General features: G+C 64.3%; 21 protein-coding genes and 1 tRNA gene. 8 read left to right on the top strand and 14 right to left on the bottom strand.

Features of this window, described 5'->3' with window-relative positions; all coding sequences use genetic code 11:
* Window positions 1–16: 16 nt before the first annotated feature.
* The 3 genes from rpoZ to PPGU16_RS03700 form a co-directional block, all read right to left on the bottom strand.
* The gene (gene rpoZ, locus PPGU16_RS03710) at window positions 17–220 is read right to left on the bottom strand and encodes a DNA-directed RNA polymerase subunit omega (protein WP_006025620.1); all 204 of its coding nucleotides are present in this window, start codon (window positions 218–220) and stop codon (window positions 17–19) included.
* Between the two features lie 62 nt (window positions 221–282).
* Entirely contained in the window at window positions 283–963 is a 681-nt protein-coding gene (gmk, locus tag PPGU16_RS03705) for a guanylate kinase (RefSeq protein WP_180721758.1), read from the bottom strand.
* A gap of 18 nt (window positions 964–981) precedes the next feature.
* Complete coding sequence (locus tag PPGU16_RS03700; RefSeq protein ID WP_180721757.1) at window positions 982–1,905, bottom strand: YicC/YloC family endoribonuclease; 924 nt, start codon at window positions 1,903–1,905, stop codon at window positions 982–984.
* A 308-nt stretch (window positions 1,906–2,213) separates the two neighbouring features.
* On the opposite strand from PPGU16_RS03700, the gene rph reads away from it, so the two are divergent.
* The 7 genes from rph (at window position 2,214) to PPGU16_RS03665 (ending at window position 8,113) form a co-directional block, all read left to right on the top strand.
* Complete coding sequence (rph, locus tag PPGU16_RS03695) at window positions 2,214–2,954, top strand: ribonuclease PH (RefSeq protein WP_079484463.1); 741 nt, start codon at window positions 2,214–2,216, stop codon at window positions 2,952–2,954.
* Complete coding sequence (gene rdgB / locus PPGU16_RS03690) at window positions 2,947–3,570, top strand: RdgB/HAM1 family non-canonical purine NTP pyrophosphatase (protein ID WP_180721756.1); 624 nt, start codon at window positions 2,947–2,949, stop codon at window positions 3,568–3,570. The genes rph and rdgB overlap by 8 nt, the downstream gene beginning before the upstream one ends.
* Window positions 3,567–4,781, top strand: coding sequence for a radical SAM family heme chaperone HemW (hemW, locus tag PPGU16_RS03685; protein WP_180721755.1), 1,215 nt, complete (start codon window positions 3,567–3,569; stop codon window positions 4,779–4,781). Before rdgB ends, hemW begins: the two co-directional genes overlap by 4 nt.
* Before the next feature lie 66 nt (window positions 4,782–4,847).
* Window positions 4,848–4,937 (top strand) — tRNA-Ser (locus PPGU16_RS03680).
* Window positions 4,938–5,322: 385 nt separating this feature from the next.
* A complete protein-coding gene (locus PPGU16_RS03675) occupies window positions 5,323–5,829 on the top strand; it encodes an energy transducer TonB (protein WP_180721754.1) in 507 nt (168 codons plus the stop codon).
* A gap of 589 nt (window positions 5,830–6,418) precedes the next feature.
* A complete protein-coding gene (locus tag PPGU16_RS03670; RefSeq protein ID WP_180721753.1) occupies window positions 6,419–7,726 on the top strand; it encodes an MFS transporter in 1,308 nt (435 codons plus the stop codon).
* A 207-nt stretch (window positions 7,727–7,933) separates the two neighbouring features.
* On the top strand, window positions 7,934–8,113 hold the full coding sequence (locus PPGU16_RS03665; protein ID WP_114221529.1) for a hypothetical protein: 180 nt from the start codon (window positions 7,934–7,936) through the stop codon (window positions 8,111–8,113).
* 781 nt (window positions 8,114–8,894) lie between these two features.
* On the opposite strand, the gene waaC is transcribed toward PPGU16_RS03665, so the two are convergent.
* Window positions 8,895–9,902, bottom strand: a complete 1,008-nt coding sequence (gene waaC, locus PPGU16_RS03660) for a lipopolysaccharide heptosyltransferase I (protein ID WP_180721752.1) — start codon at window positions 9,900–9,902, stop codon at window positions 8,895–8,897.
* A 249-nt stretch (window positions 9,903–10,151) separates the two neighbouring features.
* Here waaC and PPGU16_RS03655 point away from each other — a divergent pair, with 249 nt between their 5' ends.
* Window positions 10,152–11,528 carry a chloride channel protein gene (locus PPGU16_RS03655; protein ID WP_180721751.1) on the top strand — a complete coding sequence of 459 codons (1,377 nt, stop codon included), beginning with the start codon at window positions 10,152–10,154 and terminating at the stop codon, window positions 11,526–11,528.
* A gap of 317 nt (window positions 11,529–11,845) precedes the next feature.
* Here PPGU16_RS03655 and PPGU16_RS03650 read toward each other — a convergent pair whose 3' ends face one another.
* The 10 genes from PPGU16_RS03650 to PPGU16_RS03605 form a co-directional block, all read right to left on the bottom strand.
* On the bottom strand, window positions 11,846–12,157 hold the full coding sequence (locus PPGU16_RS03650; protein WP_180721750.1) for a YXWGXW repeat-containing protein: 312 nt from the start codon (window positions 12,155–12,157) through the stop codon (window positions 11,846–11,848).
* Window positions 12,158–12,391: 234 nt separating this feature from the next.
* Entirely contained in the window at window positions 12,392–12,646 is a 255-nt protein-coding gene (gene minE, locus PPGU16_RS03645) for a cell division topological specificity factor MinE (protein ID WP_007583338.1), read from the bottom strand.
* Between the two features lie 14 nt (window positions 12,647–12,660).
* Window positions 12,661–13,476, bottom strand: a complete 816-nt coding sequence (gene minD, locus PPGU16_RS03640; protein ID WP_007175863.1) for a septum site-determining protein MinD — start codon at window positions 13,474–13,476, stop codon at window positions 12,661–12,663.
* An 89-nt stretch (window positions 13,477–13,565) separates the two neighbouring features.
* Window positions 13,566–14,375: a septum site-determining protein MinC gene (minC, locus tag PPGU16_RS03635; RefSeq protein WP_180721749.1), complete on the bottom strand. Its 810-nt coding sequence runs from the start codon at window positions 14,373–14,375 to the stop codon at window positions 13,566–13,568.
* A 200-nt stretch (window positions 14,376–14,575) separates the two neighbouring features.
* A complete protein-coding gene (locus tag PPGU16_RS03630) occupies window positions 14,576–15,127 on the bottom strand; it encodes a GNAT family N-acetyltransferase (RefSeq protein WP_180721748.1) in 552 nt (183 codons plus the stop codon).
* Between the two features lie 262 nt (window positions 15,128–15,389).
* Window positions 15,390–16,175, bottom strand: coding sequence for a type I methionyl aminopeptidase (map, locus tag PPGU16_RS03625; RefSeq protein WP_180721747.1), 786 nt, complete (start codon window positions 16,173–16,175; stop codon window positions 15,390–15,392).
* Window positions 16,176–16,400: 225 nt separating this feature from the next.
* A complete protein-coding gene (locus tag PPGU16_RS03620; protein ID WP_180721746.1) occupies window positions 16,401–17,000 on the bottom strand; it encodes a PqiC family protein in 600 nt (199 codons plus the stop codon).
* Window positions 16,997–18,601, bottom strand: coding sequence for a PqiB family protein (locus PPGU16_RS03615; RefSeq protein WP_180721745.1), 1,605 nt, complete (start codon window positions 18,599–18,601; stop codon window positions 16,997–16,999). The genes PPGU16_RS03620 and PPGU16_RS03615 overlap by 4 nt, the downstream gene beginning before the upstream one ends.
* The gene (locus PPGU16_RS03610; protein ID WP_180721744.1) at window positions 18,598–19,944 is read right to left on the bottom strand and encodes a paraquat-inducible protein A; all 1,347 of its coding nucleotides are present in this window, start codon (window positions 19,942–19,944) and stop codon (window positions 18,598–18,600) included. The genes PPGU16_RS03615 and PPGU16_RS03610 overlap by 4 nt, the downstream gene beginning before the upstream one ends.
* Window positions 19,941–21,398, bottom strand: a complete 1,458-nt coding sequence (locus PPGU16_RS03605) for an efflux transporter outer membrane subunit (RefSeq protein WP_180721743.1) — start codon at window positions 21,396–21,398, stop codon at window positions 19,941–19,943. The genes PPGU16_RS03610 and PPGU16_RS03605 overlap by 4 nt, the downstream gene beginning before the upstream one ends.
* Window position 21,399: the final 1 nt, after the last annotated feature.

Here is a 21,399-nt window from a genome sequence, read left to right as displayed (position 1 = left end):
AACGTTGAAGCGTGCCTTAGACGGGCACCTTCTTCAGCATTTCGACGCCAACCTGGCCAGCCGCGATCTCACGCAACGCGACCACCGTGGGCTTGTCGCGGCTTTCGATTTTCGGCGTGTGGCCTTGAGCGAGCTGACGAGCGCGATAGGTCGCGGCAAGCGCCAGTTCGAAGCGATTCGGGATCTGTTTCAGACAGTCTTCGACGGTAATGCGGGCCATGTTGAAAATTCCTTCTCTGTATGTTGGTTATTCTACCTTATGTCCTTCCGACCTCGCCCGTATCACGCGTGCGGCAAGTGAATGCCGAGCTGCATGAAGAGGTCCGTGTGACGCGCGTACTGCGATGCGAAGCGCGAGCGCGTCGCCGACACGAGGCATTGCAGTTCCGCGAGCGCGCGATCGAAGTTTTCGTTGATCACGACATACTCCGCTTCCGCCGCGTGCGCCATCTCGCTGCCCGCTGCAAGAAGGCGTCGCGTGATCACATTCGGTTCGTCCTGGCCGCGCTTCTTCAGACGCTCTTCGAGTGCTTCGAGCGACGGCGGCAAGATGAAGATTTCAACGGCATTGCGGAACTGCTTCTTCACCTGCTGCGCGCCCTGCCAGTCGATTTCGAGCAGCACGTCATGCCCGCTTTTCATCTGCTCTTCGATCCACACGCGCGACGTCGCGTAGTAGTTGCCGTGCACTTCCGCGCTTTCGAGGAACTCGCCCGCGTCGTGACGCTGGAGGAAGTCTTCGACCGTCGTGAAGTGATAGTGCTCGCCGTCCTGCTCCTTCGGACGCGGCGGGCGCGTGGTGTACGAAATCGACAGACGGATCGCCGGGTCGCGCGCAAGCAGCGCGTTGACGAGCGTCGACTTGCCGGCGCCCGACGGCGCGACGACCATGAACAGGTTGCCGGGATAGACGCCTGCGTACGGATTGCGCGGCGCGCTGCCTTCGTGTTTGGTTTCGGTCATGCTGGTGAGACTCCCGTATTACTCCAGGTTTTGTACTTGTTCGCGCATCTGTTCGATGAGCAGCTTGAGCGTCATCGAAGAATCCGCGAGTTCTTTCGCGGCCGCTTTCGAGCCCAGCGTGTTCGCTTCGCGGTTCAGCTCCTGCATCATGAAGTCCAGACGCTTGCCGACCTTGCCGCCCTTTTGAATCACATGACGCGTTTCGTTCAGGTGCGCGGTGAGGCGCGACAGTTCTTCCGCGATGTCGATGCGAATGCCGTACATCGTCACTTCCTGACGGATGCGCTCGGCGATCTCTTCGCGCGATACGATCGTCGCCGACTGGTCCGGCGCCACGATACCAAGCGCTTCCTGCAAACGCTCGACGATCTTCTGCTGATGCTTCGCGATCAACTCCGGCACGAGCGGCGTGATCTTCGTGACGATCGCTTCCATCTCGCTGACGTTGTTCAGCAGCATCGTCGCGAGTTGCGCGCCTTCGCGGCCGCGCACGTCGATCAGATCGCCGATTGCCTGCTTGCCACATTCGAGCACGGCATCGCGCAGCACTTCAGGCGACACGCCGCTCTCGGCCAGCACGCCCGGCCAGCGCAGGATTTCGCCCGTGCGCAGACGGCCTGCATCCGGAAACGATTCGAGCACCGCGCGTTCCAGCGACGCGAGTTGCGCGAGCGCGTCGCGATTGAGCGCGCCTGCGTTCGCCGATTGCTCGCTGCGCTGCAGGTTGATACGGATATCGACCTTGCCGCGCGACAGCTTGTTCATCAGCATTTCGCGCAGCGTCGGCTCGCAGACGCGCACGTCTTCCGGCATGCGGAAGTTGAGATCGAGGAAGCGCGAGTTCACCGTGCGCAATTCGACGGATACGCTGACGCCGCCATTGCCCGTTGCCGCTGCGAGTTCGCGCGTGGCGCTCGCATAGCCAGTCATACTGTAGATCATGATAGGTCTCGCGATTGTGGTCGCGCGAACATCGCATCGCACGACCAGGGATTCGAGTCGCCCGGCGTTTACGAGACGCGAGGCGGAGAACGCGCATTATCCCATTTTTGCCGGGAACACCCGCCGGAAGCGGCCTTCGGGTAAGCCCGGGCAGACGGCGATCCGGACCCGCCGGCTCGCGTGCGGGCACACAGCGCATTCGCCAACGCGCCGCGCAATGAACGGCGCGGGCGGCGGCAACACGATCGGCGGTAAAATTGCGGTTTCCTTCCGCCCTCTCCCTTCCTTCATTTCCTCCAATTCCGACGATGAACGACATCACGAAACGCCCCAGCGGCCGCGCCGCCGATCAGTTGCGCGACGTGCGCATCACGCGCCATTACACGAAGCACGCGGAAGGCTCCGTGCTGGTCGAATTCGGCGATACCAAGGTGATCTGCACGGCGAGCGTCGCTGAAAGCGTGCCCGCGTTTCTGCGCGACCGCGGCCAGGGATGGTTGACGGCCGAATACGGCATGCTGCCGCGCGCGACGCACACGCGCAGCGACCGCGAAGCCGCGCGCGGCAAACAGACGGGCCGCACGCAGGAAATCCAGCGTTTGATCGGCCGGGCGCTGCGCTCGGTGTTCGATCTCGAACGGCTCGGCGCGCGCACGATCAACATCGATTGCGACGTGATCCAGGCCGACGGCGGCACACGCACGGCGAGCATCACGGGCGCCTTTGTCGCCGCGCACGACGCCGTCGCGAAGCTGCTCGCGACGGGTCGCATCGAGGCGTCGCCGATCAACGATTACGTCGCGGCCATTTCAGTTGGCGTGTTCGACGGCCTGCCCGTGCTCGATCTCGACTACGACGAAGACTCGCAGTGCGACACCGACATGAACGTCGTGATGACCGGCGACGGCGGCTTCGTCGAGATTCAGGGCACGGCGGAAGGCGTGCCGTTTTCGCGCGACGAAATGAACAAGCTGCTCGATCTCGCGCAAGCCGGAATCCGGACGCTGATCGAGAAGCAAAAGGAAGCACTGGAGTTGAAGGGTGACTGATCGAAAAGACAACCCGCTGGGCAGGATCGTGCTCGCGTCGAACAACGCGGGCAAGCTGCGCGAATTCGCGGCGCTGTTCGGCACGGCGGGCATCGAACTGATCCCGCAAGGCGCGCTGAACGTGCCCGAAGCGGAAGAGCCGCATCCGACATTCGTCGAGAACGCGCTGACGAAGGCGCGTCATGCATCGAAGCTGACGGGCCTGCCCGCCATCGCCGACGATTCCGGGCTGTGCGTGCGCGCCTTGCGCGGCGCTCCCGGCGTGTATTCGGCGCGTTACGCGCAACTCGCGGGCGGCGAGAAAAGCGACGCGGCGAACAACGCGCGCCTCGTCGAGCAACTGAACGGCGTGAGCGACCGCCGCGCGTACTACTTCTGCGTGCTCGCGCTCGTGCGCCACGCCGACGACCCGGAACCGCTGATCGCCGAAGGCCGCTGGCACGGCGAGATGCTCGATGCGCCACGCGGCGCAAACGGCTTCGGCTACGACCCGTACTTCTTTTTGCCCGCGCTGAACGCGACAGCGGCCGAGCTGGCGCCCGCGGTGAAGAACGCGAGCAGCCATCGCGCGATTGCATTGCAACAGCTGTTCGCGCGTCTGAAGGAGGAATCGTGAGCCAAGCATCGACGACGGGAGCCGGCGTGATCAAGGCGTTCACATCGCCCGGCAGCATCCGTCTGACCTCGCTGCCGCCGCTCGCGCTGTATGTGCACTTTCCGTGGTGCGTGCGCAAGTGCCCGTACTGCGACTTCAACTCGCACGAATCGAAAGGCGGCGCGTTTCCCGAAGACGATTACCTCGACGCGCTGCGCAGCGATCTCGAACAGGCGCTGCCGCTCGTGTGGGGACGGCAGGTGCATACGGTGTTCATCGGCGGCGGAACGCCGAGCCTGATGTCGGCGAAGGGGCTCGATCGTCTCCTGTCAGACGTGCGCGCGCTGCTGCCGCTCGATGCCGATGCCGAAATCACGCTCGAAGCAAACCCCGGCACGTTCGAAGCCGACAAGTTCGCGCAGTTTCGCGCGAGCGGCGTGAACCGGTTGTCGGTCGGCATTCAGAGCTTCAACGAGACGCATCTGAAGGCGCTCGGCCGCATTCACGATGCGGCGCAGGCGCGCCATGCCGTCGAGGTCGCCGCGAATACCTTCGACAACTTCAACCTCGACCTGATGTTCGCGCTGCCGAAGCAGACACTCGCCGAATGCCAGGCGGACATCGAGACGGCGCTGTCGTTCGCGCCGCCGCATCTGTCGCTGTATCACCTGACGCTTGAACCGAACACGCTGTTCGCAAAGTTTCCGCCGCCGCTGCCCGACGACGATTCGTCCGCCGACATGCAGGACTGGATTCACGAACGCACGCGCGAAGCGGGCTACGAACGCTACGAGGTGTCGGCGTATGCGAAGCCGCATCGGCAGAGCAAGCACAACCTGAACTATTGGCGCTTCGGCGACTATCTCGGCATCGGCGCGGGCGCGCATACGAAGCTGTCGTTTCCGAACCGCATCCTGCGGCAGATGCGCTACAAGCATCCGGCGACGTTCATCGAAGAAGCGCGTTCGGGCAATGCGGTGCAGGAGGAGCATGAAGTCGGTGCGCGCGACCTGCCGTTCGAGTTCATGCTGAATGCGCTGCGGCTGGTGGAAGGGTTTCCGGTGCATCGGTTTATCGAGCGCACGGGTCTGCCGATGACATCGATCGAACCGGCCTTGCAGGAAGCGGAGCGTCGCGGGCTGCTCACGCGCGACTACGAAAAGATCGCGCCGACGCCGCTCGGCTTGGCATTCCTCAACGATCTTCAAGAGCTGTTTTTGAAGGATTCGTGAGCGGGGTGGCGGTTTGTTCGGTTTGTTGCCCGAGGACGTGGCGTTCCAGGTTACAATTTCGGGCTCGGAGGGTTGGCAGAGCGGTTGAATGCACCGGTCTTGAAAACCGGCGAGGCTTTACGGCCTCCGTGGGTTCGAATCCCACACCCTCCGCCAGATTTTTCTCTTCAGCTTGCCTGCGACTCGATCTCCAAAGAGTCAAACTCAACGACAAGTTTCGCCCCGCACGTTGAGACATCCTGCACCATGACTCCCGGCTTGATATCGGTCCATCGTTCAGCCTTTGCAAGCAGCTGCTGCGCTGGTTCGAATCGCGGCGTTCCTGACTCGTGGATGCTCATCGATCTTGCCGGCACATATCTGTCGTCGTCTCTCGCTCCAGAAGGATGCAACAACCGCTTCGCAAACCTTCGTCAAGACACGACAAACGCGAGCCTATGCCACGAGCATGCGCGCTACCTCTCACATCCGTAGCAACGCTCATTGAATCGCAACACGCATCGTCTACGATGAAGATACATCTCGCGTGCGAGTTATTGCGATGTCTACCCTCTCGCTTCCCGGCCGCATCAATCCAGCATTCAGGCGAACAGCGGCACTCGCCTTCACGCTGCTCTGCGCAGGCTGCAACTTCACCGTCACGCCGCCGCAGCGACCCGTGGAAGTCACCCCACCGCCCGCGGCGATCAACAGCCTGACGCTCGATCAGTACCGCTCGGTCGTCGCGCAACGCATCATCGAACGCAACCCGTCATATGTACTGCGCGGCACGCCGCAGGCGATGCTGCGCTCGCTCGTCGTCGTGTCGTTCGTAGTGGATCGCAATGGCCAGATCGTCGCATCGAACGTCTATCGCACGAACGGCGATGACGAAGCGGAGAGCACGGCGCTCGCGACCTTGCGTCGCTCGGCACCCTTGCCGCTGCCGCCACCGAAACTGCTGAACGCGAAAGGCCAGGTGGAAATGTTCGAAGACTGGCTCTTCAACGACAACGGCAAGTTCCAGTTGCGCACGTTCGCGTCGCCGCAGGCACAAACGATCGATTGAATTCGCGCGCGATGCGCTGAGGGTTCCGCGAACGCGGCGGCTCGGGCTCGACGCCGCCGTTCGACTGCCTGCCGCCAACGCATTTCGAAGCGAACCCAAGCGCATCGAAACGAAACCCAGTCGAGCACTACCGCAAGCCGAACCGCCGCAACGAAGCCGCAAACAACGGCACGCAGCGCTCGCCTTGCTGTGCCCCGCCCGCCCTCGCTATAATTTTTTAAATATCTGCCGGAATCTCCGGCCATCGCTGCGTGCCGCGGACTCACCCGCCCGCCTCGTGCAGCACGACCGTTACGTTGCCGCGCCACCCGCGCGCGCGTCCGCCCGGTTTGCATCGTGCCTCGTTTTCGCGCCGCTTCGCCCGTTCAGACGGCAACGCACCGCGCGCACCTCCGTCGGCACGGCGCAATCTGTCGACTCGTTGCACATGCAACGTCTCGCGTAGCAGGTTCGCCCGCACCGCTGTTCGCCACGATGTGTGCACAATTGCGGCGGCACCCGCTTCGCTCCACACCATTAGACGCACAAACAGACACACAAACGTGCGCCGCCCGCCCCGCGGCTGCGTCACGACATTTGGAGACCCTGCATGTCCACATCGCCCCTTTCCAGCGCCCAGCCCGGCGCAGACCGAAAGAGCAGCGCTTCGCGCGTGATCTTCGCGAGCTTCATCGGCACCGCGATCGAGTTCTACGACTTCTACGTCTACGCGACGGCCGCCGCGCTCGTCATCGGCCCGGTGTTCTTCCCGCACGGCTCGGCGACCGCTCAGGCACTGTCGGCGTTCGTCACGTTCGGCATCGCGTTCATCGCGCGGCCGATCGGCTCGTTCCTGTTCGGCCACTTCGGCGACCGCATCGGCCGCAAGTCGACGCTCGTCGCGTCGCTGCTCGTGATGGGCCTGTCGACCACCCTGATCGGCTTCGTCCCCGGCTACGATTCGATCGGCAGCCTCGCGCCGATCCTGCTGTGCGTGTTGCGCTTCGGCCAGGGCATTGGCCTGGGCGGCGAATGGGGCGGCGCCGCCCTGCTCGCCACCGAGAACGCGCCCGCCGGCAAGCGCGGCTGGTTCGGCATGTTCCCGCAGCTCGGGCCGTCGATCGGCTTTCTGGCCTCCAACGGGCTGTTCTTCGGCCTCGCGCTGTCGCTGTCCGACGAGCAGTTCCGCAGCTGGGGCTGGCGCGTGCCGTTCATCGTCAGCGCCGTGCTGGTTGCGCTCGGCCTGTACGTGCGCCTGAAAATCGCGGAAACGCCGGCCTTCCAGGCCGCGATCGACCGCGAGGAGCGCGTGCGCGTGCCCGTCGCAACGCTGCTCAGCCGCCATCTCGGACCGGTGCTGCTCGGTGCGTTCGCGATGGTCGTCTGCTACACGCTGTTCTATATCTCGACGGTGTTCTCGCTGTCGTACGGCGTGTCGGCACTGCACATCTCGCGTCAGAGCTTCCTCGGCATGCTGTGCGTCGCCGTCGTCTTCATGGCGCTCGCGACGCCGCTGTCCGCATGGGCCAGCGACCGCTTCGGCCGCAAGCCGGTGCTGATCGTCGGCTGCATCGCCGCGATCCTGTCGGGCTTCACGATGGCACCGTTGCTCGGCAGCGGCTCGATGACGCTCGTGCAGTTGTTCCTCATCATCGAGCTGTTCCTGATGGGCGTCACGTTCGCGCCGATGGGCGCGCTGCTGCCCGAGCTGTTCCCGACCAACGTGCGTTACACGGGCGCAGGCGTCGCATACAACCTGGGCGGGATTCTGGGCGCGTCGGTGGCGCCGTATATCGCGCAGATGCTGGCCGCGAAGGGCGGCCTGTCATGGGTAGGACTATACGTGTCCGCCGCCGCCGTGGTGAGCCTCGTCGGCGTGCTGTGCATGCGCGAGACGCGCGACGCACGGCTGATGTAATCCCTCGGCTGTCGGCGTAAGCCGAAAGCCGAAAGCGAAAAGGCCCGGGCGCGCTGCACTGCGCCGGGGCCTTTTTTGTTTTGTCAGCCTGTCGAAGAAGCTCGAGTCCGGACGAACGAGAAGAGGGAACTCCCCTGCTTGCCGCCGTTTTTGACATGCCTATACTCGAATGCAAAGCAGGCGGCCATGCTGCACGGGGAGGCATCGATGAACTTTCATTTAGGCAACGCGGATATCGTCGTCATCATCGCGCTGGCGCTGCTTGGCTCGCTGCTGCTCGCACTGCGCTTCAAGCCGGCGAGCTGGAAGGCGATCGTCGTCGAAGCTGTCGCCGCCAATCTGGCCGCGATCGCCGCCGTCGTCGCCTTCGAAATGCTGATGGCCTGAAGGCCACCAGCATTCATTGCCCGATCAGCGGTAGTAGTAGCCGTGGTGATGATAGCCACCGTCCGGCACCACGATACAGCCGCTCAGCGATGCCGCCAGCAGCGCGCCCGTCACCAAAGCCAGGATCAAGCGTTTCACGTTTTTTCTCCCTTTCGAGTCAGTATCGTTTTATTCGAGCGAACCCCGAATGACCTCGATTGAACACGAACCCGACAGGCGCGACCGTTGCAATTTGTAAGCATCGACTGGGCTTGTGTTACAGGCAGCAGGCGTTCCACGGCGCGACGGACCGTCGCCAGGAACGGCGTGTCGTATGGGAGGACATGACTCAAAACGCATGAAAGGCCGGCCGGCAAGCCTTTGCGGGTAAGGCATCGACAGAATGGGAGCTGGCGGCGCCGCGAGCGTCGGCGAAGCGTGCGAAACGCGCCGTCGAAAGCCAAAAGAAAAGCGACAGTTTTAACAGGCGTGTAATGGACGCAATGACGATTGCGAGCGCATCAAGCGAATCTATCGCCGCATGCCACAAGGAAACGGCAGACGCCGGGCCGACACGAAGCGTCGCCGCAAAATTCGAAAAAAATCAAAAATGGTTGAACTTGTTCACACCCGCGCGGTCTCTACGGATGTTGTACAGGTTTGTTCTGCAGGTTTCCTCTCGGTCCGCGCGCTTCAGGCGCGGGCTTTTCAGAGGCGCCTCGCGACGGCGTCCGAACTTGGGCGAACTGCGCGTGCGCCTCTTTTCTTTTTTCTCCCGCTCCGCCCGCTTTCCCTGCCGGCCTCAGGCCGCGGCGACTGATTTGCCCTGTCCGCCGAGACCGAGCGGGTCGGCGTGCACGTGATCGATGGCGGCCAGCGCCTCGGCGACGGGCGGTACCGAATTGCCGTCCCCGATCGAAACCGACCGGAACGGCACGTTGTTCTCAAACGTTTCCCGCGACGTCGCGATGAAGATCATCACCGTGCGCTTGCCGAGCGCGTGCGCCAGATGAACGAAGCCCGTATCGACGCCGATCACGAAGTCCGACGCCGCGATCACCTGGGCGATTTCGGTCACGCTCAATTGCGGCAGCAGCTCCGCGCCTTCCACCTGATCGACGATCTCGAGCCCCTCGCTGCGCTCCGCCTGCGACCCCCACGGCACGACGACATGGAAGCCCCGCCTCACCAACTCCTGCGCGATGGCGATCCAGTGCGACGCCGGCCACTTCTTGTCGTCCTTGGACGCCGCGTGGAACAGCATCGCCAGACGGCGTCCGCCCGTATCGACGAGCGGCCTAGTCGGCGCGGGAACATGGAGGTTGTAGTCAGGGGGATTGTCGAGCGGATAGCCGAGCGCCGTGCTGACCGTCTCGCGCATGCCGCTCCACGCATTGCGATCGCGCGTCGGCGCGAACCGGCCCGTGTAGGCGAATGCAGCGCCGCGCTCGCCGAGATGCTCGTTGCGATAACCGAGGCGCTTGCGCGACCGGGACAGGAACGCGATGATCGCGCTCTTGTAGACGCCGTGAATGTCGAGCGCGACGTCATAGCGATGCGCGCGCAGTTCGGCGATCGACTGCCAGATCGCCCTGAAATCCGACCAGCGGCGCGCCTTCTTGAAGCGGCGCAGCGGCGCGCACAGCACCCGGTCGGTGCCGGGATTCCAGCGGGCAATCTCGGCAAACGATTCATCGACTGCCCAGTCGACCTCGACGCCGGGAAACGCGCGCTTCAGATCCGATACGATCGGCTGAGCCTGTATCACGTCGCCCATGGAGGTGACTTTGACGATGAGAATTCGCTTCATTGATGGCCCGGGTTGTGGCGGCGCTGGCTGCGCGCTCGCAATCTGTAATTTTAGCCGACCATCTCGATAATTGCCCGCAAAATGGGCAGTGGCCAATCTTGCGGCAGCTGTTCTGTCGTTACCAGACGTTACCTCCCTTGACAGGTCACCGGGCGCGACGCGGCCGTTCCGGCAGACATCCGGCCCGTTTTCGCCTCGCCGCCGCCCGCCAGACGACTATAATTTGCCCATTTCCCAGCCCGACTCCCCATGTCACGGACACTCCTGCTGTCCTCGAGCATCGGCCGGCGCGTACGACGTCTGTGGCGTCAGTACGGCATTTTCTGGCTGGGCGCGATCGCCGTCGGCCTCACCGCCGTCTTCTATGCGCGGCTGATCGACTTCGGTTACAACGCGTTCCTCCATCTGCAGAACGAGCACCGGTGGCTCACGTTGTTTTTGACGCCCGCCGTCGCGGCGGCGTCGGTCTGGCTCACGCGGCGCTTCTTTCGCGGCGCCGAAGGCAGCGGCATCCCGCAGGTCATCGCGACGCTGCATTCCAACACGAGCGCCGCCGGCATGCGGCTGCTGACCTTCCCCATTCTGCTCGGCAAGATCCTGGTGTCGTTTCTCGCGATACTCGGCGGCTTCACGATCGGTCGCGAAGGGCCGACCGTGCAGGTCGGCGCAGCGCTGATGTTCAACCTGCGCCGCCTCTACCCGCGCTCGAACGCGCTGATCGAACGGCAACTGGTGCTGGCGGGCGCGGCGGCCGGCCTGTCGGCGGCCTTCAACACGCCGTTGGCGGGCATCGTCTTCGCCATCGAGGAACTGACCCGCAGCTTCGAGGCGCGCGCCAGCGGTGTGCTGATCACGGCCATCATCATTGCCGGCATCATCGCGCTCGGGTTGAACGGCAATTACACGTACTTCGGCACGATCGACATCGGCACGCATTTCCCCGATTCCCTTGCGGTGGCCGTCGTCATCACGGGCATCGTCACGGGCATCGCGGGCGGCGTGTTCGGCTGGCTTCTGCTGAACACCGAGCGCTGGATTCCCGCGCCGTTGCTCAGCCTGAACCGTGAGCGCCCTGTCGCGTTCGCCGCGCTGTGCGGTCTGGTCATTGCGGTAACCGGTCTCGTGTCGGGCGGCACGACCTTCGGCAGCGGCTACGCGGAAGCACGCGGACTGCTCTACGGCACCGAGCATCTGTCGGTGTTCTATCCGCTGCTGAAGATGGCGTCGATGATCGGCTCGTATCTGCCGGGCATTCCGGGCGGCATCTTCGCGCCGTCGCTGTCGATCGGCGCGGGCTTCGGCAACGTGCTGCACATGGCCTTCAGCGACATGCAGCTGCCGATGCTGATCGCGCTCGCCATGGTCGGCTATCTCGCGGCCGTGACGCAGTCGCCGATCACGTCGTTCGTGATCGTGATGGAGATGATCAACGGCCACGCGCTCGTGATTTCGCTGATGGCGACGGCGCTCGTGTCGAGCCGGATTTCGAGCGTGTTTGCGCCGCCGTTGTACGAGGCGCTGGCGAACCGGTATATGACGCCTGCGGCTTCTGCTGCGCCTTCAGTCGACGAAGAAGAAAGTCGTAGCGAAGAACAACCGACGACGCGCAACGAAGCAAAAGAATGAACTCGCGGCAGATTGGCTTTCGCCATTGCTATTAAAAAAATCGGGCGCATCCCGCAGTGATGCGCCCGACCTCCCCACAATCGTCAGTACACGACGATGCCGACCGGATGGTAATACACCGGACGAGCCGGCACGACGACGCAACCGGCCAACGTGACCGCCAGCACGGCGATCGCGAGCAAGGTTCTTTTTCTCATGTGACGACTCCCTTGATGGTTGCGATAAAGCGCGCTCTTGGGCGCGTTCGGAGGACGGGTGGATGACCGCGCGCGATGCCGTCAACACGCGCCATCCCAGCCCGCCGGTTCAACCTCGCATCACGCCCAGTGGCCTTGCACCCAGCGCCAGTTCGGACCATGCGCGACCCAGTGGCCCGGCACCCAGTGATAGCCGACGCGCTCGACCTGCCAGTGACCCGGCACCCACGCATAGCGGCCATGTTCCCAGCGCCAGTGGCCCTTGTCCCACGCATAGCCCGCGCGCGGAGCCGGCACGGCTTCGATGCGCTCGACGGGCGGCGCGGACGGCGCCACGACGATCACTTCCGCAGCCGACGCCGAAGCGGCGGCAGACAGACCGGACACTACGAGCACAGCGGAAGCAGCGAGCAGACGAATCGACTTGTTCATGTTTTCACCTCTTGTGTCAGCACCGAATGACGGCGTTGTCCGTTCAATGCGCGAGGTGACGAAAGGGCTGACAGCGGACGTGTTACCGCATGCCCTCAAGTGCAACGGATTATTTCGGGGGAATCGACGGGAGAAAGTGCGCAGCGAACTCGCGCACGAAAAACGGGAGCACAGCAAAAGCGCGCCACCCGTTCATGGTGACGCGCGTCAGGCGATAAAGACGCTACAGACCGCTCAAGCCTGCGGAATCTCGATCTTGACCTCGAGCACTTCGAGGTCGTCGTGACGTTCGAGATTGACGCGGATATCGTCGTCCGAAATCTTCACGTACTTCGAGATCACGGCGACGAGTTCGCGTTGCAACGCGGGCAGATAATCGGCGGGCGCTTTGCCGCCTACGCGCTCGTGCGCGATGATCAGCTGCAGGCGTTCCTTCGCTATCGACGCAGACTTCTTCTTCTCGCCCAGCAAAAACGAAAGAATGGACATCACGTGCGCCCCCCTTACTTGGTGCCGAAGAGGCGCTGCAGCAGGCCCGGCTTCTGGTAATCGGTAAAGCGAAGCGATTTCTGCTCGCCGAGGAAACGCGATACGACGTCCTTGTACGCTTCGGCGACATCGGTGCCGTCGAGGTGCACAGCGGGCAAGCCCTGGTTCGACGCATGCAGCACGGCTTCCGACTCCGGAATCACGCCGATCAGGTCGATGCGCAGGATTTCCTGAATATCCGTGAGCGACAGCATCTCGCCTTCGCTCACGCGCTTCGGGTTGTAGCGCGTGATCAGCAGATGCTCCTTGATGGGCTCCTTGCCTTCGATCGCGCGCTTCGTCTTCGACGACAGAATGCCGAGAATACGGTCCGAGTCGCGCACCGACGACACTTCCGGGTTCGTCACGATCAGCGCTTCGTCGGCGAAGTGCATGGCGAGCAGAGCGCCCGATTCGATACCCGCCGGCGAGTCGCAGACGATGTATTCGAAGTCCATCGCGATCAGGTCGTTGATGACCTTCTCGACGCCTTCCATCGTCAGCGCGTCTTTATCGCGCGTCTGCGAGGCGGGCAGGATGAACAGGTTCTCGCACTTCTTGTCCTTGATCAGCGCCTGGTTCAGGTTGGCTTCGCCCTGGATCACGTTGATCAGGTCGTACACCACGCGGCGCTCGCAACCCATGATGAGATCGAGATTGCGAAGGCCCACGTCGAAATCGATCACTGCCGTTTTCGAACCACGCAATGCGAGTGCGGATGCGAAACTCGCGCTCGTGGTCGTCTTGCCTACGCCACCCTTGCCCGAAGTCACCACAATGATTTTTGCCATTACCCTTTACCTTGTGTTCGTCTATTCGTCTATTGAGTCCGGCGGGAGTTCCATCGCGCAGCGCGCGCACTGCATGCGCGGCGCACGCGTCAGGTGAGCCGCAGCGGTTCGATCATCAGCTTTTCATCTTCGAGCCAGATCTGCACCGGCTTGCCGTGCACGTCGGCAGGCAGCGGGTTCTCGGTCGTCCGGTAGATGCCCGCGATCGAGATCAGTTCGGGTTCGAGACACGTGCAGAAGATGCGCGCGTCGTGATTGCCGTGCACGCCCGCCAGAGCGCGGCCGCGCAACGGCGCGTAAATATGGATGTTGCCTTCCGCGATCACTTCGGCGCCGTTGCTCACCATGCCGAGCACGACGAGATCGCCCTTCGCGTAGATACGCTGGCCTGAGCGCAACGGCTTGTCGACCACCATCGTCTGCGACGAGGTGCCGATGCGCACGGGTTCAGCCGCACCCGACCCGGCCTGCTCCGGCTCGGCAGCATCCGCTGCCGGAGCCGCATCTGTTTTCGCCGTGGCGGCAGCCTTTGCTTCGTCGCTGCCTGCGTCCGCATTGCTCTTGCTGACACGCGCGTCCCGAGCGTCGCGCGCATCGAGCAGCGGCAGGCCGGCTTCGTTCGCCCACCCGTGTTGCGTGCTGTCGGCGACGACGCCGATGGGACGCATGCGCACGCTGTCCAGCAGCTTCGCGATGTCCGCGAGCGGCACGCGCTCGTTTTCCGCGAGACGGCGCACGTCGATCGCGACAGTGTCGTTCGCGAAGAATTCGGGCGTCGCCTCGAAGCGCCGGGTCAGCTCGGCACGCATCTCATCGAGGTTGGTCGTCTTGACGACAAACAGCAATGTGTCGACCGCGCCACTGCGCAGTTCAAAAAATGGCGATTTCTTCGGCGACATAGCGTTCGGCAAAAAATTTTGCGTATTTTACAGGCGTCCTGGCGAACGGTGAGCATTTTTGCCAATAAGTCTTCACGCGACAGGAAAATGCCGCGTGCGTGCTGGTCCGGGCTGGACGGATCGACAAAAAGTGGGAAGAAAGCGTGCGAGACACGCGCCCGGAGAAACGATCGGAGACGCTGAAAAGGGGCTGGGGGCGCTTAACCGGCCTGCCCGCGAGCGGTATCGTCGGATGCCGACTCTTGCGGCACGTGACGCACGAGCAGCGTCTGGAACTGGTCCGGCGCGCGTGCAATGCGCTCGTGCTCGCCCGTCGGGCCAAAGCCAAGGCGCTCGTAGAAACGCATTGCGTTGCGGTTCTCGTCGGCGATCCAGGCGTAGATTTCGGTGGCGCCGGCTCCGGCCAGCCATCCGCTCGCCGTGTTGACGAGCAGCTCGCCGCCGCGCAGATGCCGCACGGCGGGCGCGACCCACAGCTCGCTGACGAACGCGCGATGCGAGGGCGCGTCCTCGAAGCACGCACCGATGAGACCGGCGGGATGCCCTTCCGTGTACAGGATGAACGATGTCGACGTGGCCGATGCGGCGTGCCGCGCGGCCGTTTCTTCGAACGTGGACGCATCGGCCGACAGCGCTTCTTCGAGCGTCTCGCCGAATGCGTAAGGCGCTTCGCGCAGCGAGGCGGTACGAAGCTCGCGGAAGACGACGCCCTGATCGGCTGCGATACGGCGAACGGTCAGTGAAGGACTCATGCGTTCGAAAATCCCTTAAATCCCTTGTGTCATCCGGGTAAAGCGCTAGCGCGTAGCTTTAACCGAACCGACGCGTGAGTCAAATCTTTAATTCGGCGCAGTGCGACCCAGCGCGCATGGGTTGACATGCATCCACAAAACCGGCACACGCGAGGCCCAGCCAGTTCGCGTTGCGTTGCGCCGCGCCGCGCCAGCGCTTTCAGCCCGTCAGCCTGCAGATCGCTCCCGCACGCCACCGCGCTTCATGGCTCGGCAAGGCGCATCAGGGCGCCTCGTAGCTCCCCGTGCCGTCCGGCCACGGCGTGAGCAGCTCGTAGCCGTCGTCGGTGACGGCGACCATGTGCTCCCATTGCGCCGACAGCGAGCGGTCTTTGGTGACGACCGTCCAGCCGTCGCGCATCACCGACGTGCCGGCGCGGCCCGCGTTGATCATCGGCTCGATCGTGAACACCATGCCCGGCTTCAGGCGCACGCCCTGCCCCGGCTGGCCGTAGTGCAGCACCTGCGGGTCCTCGTGATACACCTTGCCGATGCCATGCCCACAGTAGTCGCGCACGATCGAAAAGCCCTCGCGCTGCGCGATCTGCTGGATCGCATGGCCGACGTCGCCGAGCGTCGCGCCCGGCTTGACCTGGCGGATGCCCGCGAGCATCGCCTCATACGTCGTGTCGATCAGTTGCCGCGCGACGGGGCTCGGCGTGCCGACCGTGTACATGCGGCTCGTGTCGCCGAAGTAGCCGTCCTTGATGACGGCCACGTCGATGTTGATGATGTCGCCGTCCTTGAGGATCTCGCTGCGATCGGGGATGCCGTGGCATACGACGGAATTGACCGATGTGCATACCGTCTTCGGAAAGCCCATGTACCCGACGTTGGCGGCAATCGCCTTCTGCGTGTCGACGATGTAGTCGTGACAGATCGCGTCGAGTTCGCCCGTCGAGATGCCGGGCTTCACATGCTCGCCGATCATGGCGAGCACGTCGGCGGCGAGCCGGCCTGAGATGCGCAAACGCGCGATGTCTTCGGGAGTCTTGTAGGTGATGGCCATGTCGGTAAAGCGTTGGCGGCAGGCATGGCGCGTCGCGTTCAACATCGTCGTGCGACGGGCGACCGGGCGGGCATCGCGCGCATCTGGCGCAGCTCGCCTGGCACGGGATGGCCCGCAGCGCAAGCCATGCAGCCATGCGTGCGGTTGTCGATCAGGCCATTGTACAGAGTCTGCCCGGGCGCCCGCCTCAGACCCGGCAGCGGCTCCGCCGTCCCACCCGGCGGATCAACCCGGCGGCGCGTTCCGGATTGCCGCGGCGATGTCGCGGCTCACGGTGGCGAGCGCCCGGCTGTGCGCGGCGACCAGCGCGGCGTCGTCCCCGCCCTGCACCGGCTCGCGGATCGTCGAGCGGCCCGTCAGCAAGGCCGTGCGGCCCGTCACGCGCACGGTCCACAGCGCGTCGACGGCGACGGCTTCGCCGGGCATCGCATCGAACTGCAGGATATCGACGCGGACGCGGTACGCTTCCGTGCCCGCCACGGTCTGCGACGACACCGACACGCGCTGCGAGCCGAGCAGCCGCGCCAGATCGGCCGCGATCACATCGGCCACACCGCTCTTGAGCGGCTCGCCCCAGCGCGCGAACTCGTTGAGCTTCACCTCGTTGCCCGACACGCGCGTCACGAGCTGCGGACGATCGACCAGGTCTGGCACCGTCACGGGCCCGACCACGACCGACACCGACAGCGGCGCGCCCGCGCTTTCGAGCGTCGTGTCGGGACTCAGCGTATAGAAGTTCGAGTGCGGCGAGCTGCACGCGGCCAGCACGGTCATGGCGGCGGCGACGCAAACGCATGCGCCGGGCGGGAGCATCGATCGCTTCACTTTGCGTCCTCCTGTTTGCCTCGCAGCAGCGCTTCGGGATGGCGTTGCAGGTAATCCGAGAGCGCGCGGAACGACGCCGCCGTGCGCGCGAGTTCGCGGATCGCATCGCTCGTGTCCTGCTGCAGCGTCGAATCGGGCGCAAGCGCGCTGTTCGCCGAGTTGAGCGTGGCCTGCGCCGCCGACAAGGTGCTCTTCGCCTGCGGCACCACCTGCGTATTGAGGCTTTGCATCAGCGTGCTCGCATCGGCGAGCGTCTGCTGTGTGTTCTTGCCGATCTGCTCGAGCGGCAGTTTGTCGATACGCGCGACGATCCGGTTGATCGACTCCTGCAGCGATTGGAGGCCGCTCGGCTCGGTCGGCAGCTCGGCGGGCGTGCGGCTCCAGTCGATGCTGGCCTTCTGCGCATGCGGGAAGAAATCGAACGAGACGTACAGCTGGCCAGTCAGCAGGCTGCCCGTTTTCAGCTGCCCACGGAAGCCGCGCGACACGAGGAAATCTGCAATCTCCTTTGGATCGCGCACGACGCGCCCATCCGCCGACTTGCCCGTTGCATAGCGCGACGTGAAGCGCTCCGGATAGAACTTGATCTCGACAGGAATGCTGATCTGCTTCGTGACGGGATCGAAGCGCGTATAGATCGCCGCCACTTCGCCGAGCACGATGCCGCGAAAATCGACAGGCGCCCCCACCGTCAGGCCGCGCACCGACTCCTTGAAGTTGAGCACATACGTATCGATGATGCGGTCCTGCACCTTCATCGCATCGGCGCGCGTCTCGAACAGCGTAAACGACGTGCGTACCTCCGCCTCGGGCTGCGCCAGCGACGCCGCGGGCGTTTCGAACGCGAGCCCGCCGATGAGGATCGACACCAGCGACTGCGTGTTGATCTTCACGCCATCCGTGCCCAGCGCGACATCGATGCCGCCCGCCTCCCAGAAGCGCGAATCTTCCTTCACGTAGCGGTCGTACGGCGCATTCACGAAGATATGCAAGGTGATGCCGCCGCCGTTCCTGTCGAGTTCGTACGACGTCACCTGCCCGACGCGTAGCCGCCGGAAATAGACGGGCGAGCCAACATCGAGCGAAGCCAGATTCGACGCATGCAACACGAACTCGCGGCCCGGCACGTCGCTCGCGAACACGGGCGGCACTTCGAGCCCGGTGTAGTCGCGCCGCTCGTGCTTTGCACGGCCGATGTCCATACCGATGAACGCGCCTGACAACAACGTGCTGATGCCCGACACGTTGCCGCCCGTGACGCGCGGCCGCACGACCCAGAAGCGCGTATCGTCGACGAGCATGTCGGTGGCGTCGCGCGTCAGTTCGGCCGTGGCGACGACGGTCTTGTAATCCTTCGACAATGCAACAGTCTTCACGACGCCGATATCGACGTCCTTGAACTTGATCTTGGTCTTGCCCGCTTCGAGCCCTTCACCCGTCTTGAAGCTGATCGTGATGGTCGGCCCTTGCGACAGCACCGCCTGCACCGCGAGCCAGATGCCGACCAGCACAGCGACGACGGGCACCAGCCAGATCCACTGGATGCGCCAGCGCTTGCGCGGCACGGCGACGGCGTCGGGGAGGTCGGGCGGCCGGCTCATTCCGTTTTCCTCGCATCCCAGATGAGCCGCGGATCGAACGACATGGCGGCGAACATCGTCAGCACGACGACCGCGCCGAACGCGATGGCGGCAGGACCGGCGCGCACGGTGGCCAGCGCATTGAACTGCACGAGCGCCGTGAGCACGGCGATCACGTAGATATCGAGCATCGACCAGCGCCCGACCAGCTCGACGATCCGGTAGATGCGCGCGCGCTGGTCCGGCTGCCAGGTGGAGCGGAAATTGGCCGAGATCGCGAGAAAGCCGATCGCGAGAATCTTCAGCATCGGCACGGCGATGCTCGCGATAAAGACCAGCACCGCAAGCGGCCACGAACCCGACGTCCACAGATACACGACGCCGCTCATGATCGTGTCCTTCTGCGCGCCGAACAGCGAACTCGTGTCCATGACGGGCAGTATGTTCGCCGGGATGTAGAGAATGATCGCGGCGATCAGACAGGCCCATGTGCGCGCGAGGCTGTCGGGCTTGCGCAGATGCAGATGCGCGCCGCAGCGCGGGCAATGCCCGGGATGCGCAGGCACGTGCACGGCGGCGTGCACGTTCGCGTAATCGCGTTCGTCACGTGTTTGTGCGGGCGCGGGGCGAGTCAGCAAGCCGCAGTCGTGGCATACGCAGAGGCCGCAGGCCGCCGCTGTTTCGGCAGGAAATGGCGTGTCGCTGTCGAACGCGGGGCCGGCATCGGGCACGCCCTGGAGGCGCGACCACAGATCGCGCACATCGAACGCGGAGGCCGCGGCCGCGAGCAACAGCATCAGCACGCCGAACGACCACAACGCCGGCCCCGTCACCACGGATGCAATATGCGCGAGCTTCACCAGCGCGACGAGCAGACCGAGGATCAGCACCTCCGTCATGCCCCACTCCTGCGCGACACGCAGCGAGCGGAACACGGCATCCGCGCGATACGGCATGCGTCCTAGCCGCAACGGCAACAGCAGCCACACGAGGCCGAGCGCCTGGCACGCGGGCATCAGCATCGTCGTGATGAAGATCAGCGCCGACAGCGGCCACATACCGTCCCGGTATAGCACGCGCACCGCGCCGAACATCGTCGTTTCGACGAGATCGCCATTCACCGCCAGACCGACGATGGGAAACGCGTTCGACACGATCCACAGCACGCAGGCGGCAAGCGCATAGGCGAGCGTGCGGTCGAGGCTGTTCGCGTGACGCCGGTACAGCGTCGCGCGGCAGCGGCAACAGCGCAGCGTGCCTTCGGGCGGCACGGTGCTTTCGCGCTGGAGCAGATCGCATTCATGACAGGCGATCACTGGCGTGCGCGTCGCGTGGCCGAGATACGCGGACGGCGTCTCGCTCATTTCGCGCTCTGCGCGGCCGCATCGCCGCTGTGTTGCGCGGCCTGGGTGGTCATGCTGTCGGCCGTGATGACCCAGCCGCCGCCCATCGCCTTGTACAGGTTCACATACGACACCAGCACGCCCGCCTGGGTCTGTGTCTGGTTCAGCTGCGCGTTGAAGAGACTGCGTTCGGCGTCGAGCACCTCGATATAGCTGGTGTAGCCGCCTTCGTACCGCAGCCTCGCGAGATGCGCATAGGTCGCCAGCGCTTCCACCTGCCGCTCCTGCACGTCGAACTGTTCACGCAGCTTCTGCGACGAGATCAGCGCATCGTCGACTTCCTGGAACGCGACCTGGATCGCCTTGCGGTACGAGTACAGCGCCTGCTGCTGCACCGCCTCGGCCTGCTTCACCTGTCCGACGATCGCGCCGCCCTCGAAGACCGGCTGCGCGATCGAGCCCGCAAACGACCATACGCGCGACGGCCCCGTGAAGAGCTTCGAGAACTGCCCGCTTTGGGTGCCCAGCAGCCCCGTCAGCGAGATCTGCGGGAAGTACAGCGCCTTGGCCGCGCCGATCTGCGCATTCGCCGCAACCAGATCCTGCTCCGCCTGACGCAGATCGGGACGGCGTTCGAGCAGATCCGACGGCAGCCCGGCGGGCACGGCAGGTGCCGCCAGTTCAGCGAGCGCACGCCCGCGCAGGATGTCGCCCGGATTGCGCCCGAGCAGCACCGACAGCGCGTCTTCCTGCTGCGCGATCTGCGCCTCGATCTGCGGAATCACCGCGCGCGACGCCTCGTACTCGGACTGGCTCTGCGCCAGTTCCATCTGCGAGACTTCGCCGCCCTTGAAGCGCAGCTCGAACACGTGCACGGATTCGGCGCGGCTGGCCGTGGTGGCCTTCGCGATCTCCAGCTGCCGGTCGAGACTGCGCAGGTTGATATACGACGACGCCACGGCCGACACCAGTGTCAGCACCGTGCCGCGCTTCGCTTCTTCCGTCGACAGCAGGCTCGCGCGCGCCGATTCCGTGAGCCGCCGGTTGCGGCCGAACAGGTCGATGTCCCACGAGGCCGACAGCGCCAGCTGGTAGGTATTGAACACGGGGTTCTGCACATTCGCGAGCAGCGGTGACGACGACGTCGAGATGCGCTGGCGCTCGGCATCGAAGCCCGCGCCGACCTGCGGAAACAGTGCCGCGCGCGTCGTCACGAACTGGCCGAGAAACTGGTCGACGCGCGCGGCGGCGACCTTCACGTCGTTGTTGTTCGCCAGCGCAGTGGTGATCAGTTCATCGAGCACGGGGTCGCTGAACTGCTTCCACCATTCGGTGTTGGCGATGTCGGCCGCGTAGTTGTCGGGGAAACGGTACGTCGCGGGCACGTCGAGCGGCGGGCGCGAGTAGTTCGGCCCGAGCAGGCAGCCGCTCAGGGCAAGAACGCATGGCACGCAGAGAACGAGGGCGCGGCGCATG

This window comes from Paraburkholderia largidicola (genome assembly GCF_013426895.1).
GTDB lineage: Bacteria > Pseudomonadota > Gammaproteobacteria > Burkholderiales > Burkholderiaceae > Paraburkholderia > Paraburkholderia largidicola.
The sequence above is the reverse complement of the archived record's forward strand: the minus strand, read 5'-3'. Positions and strand labels throughout refer to the sequence as shown.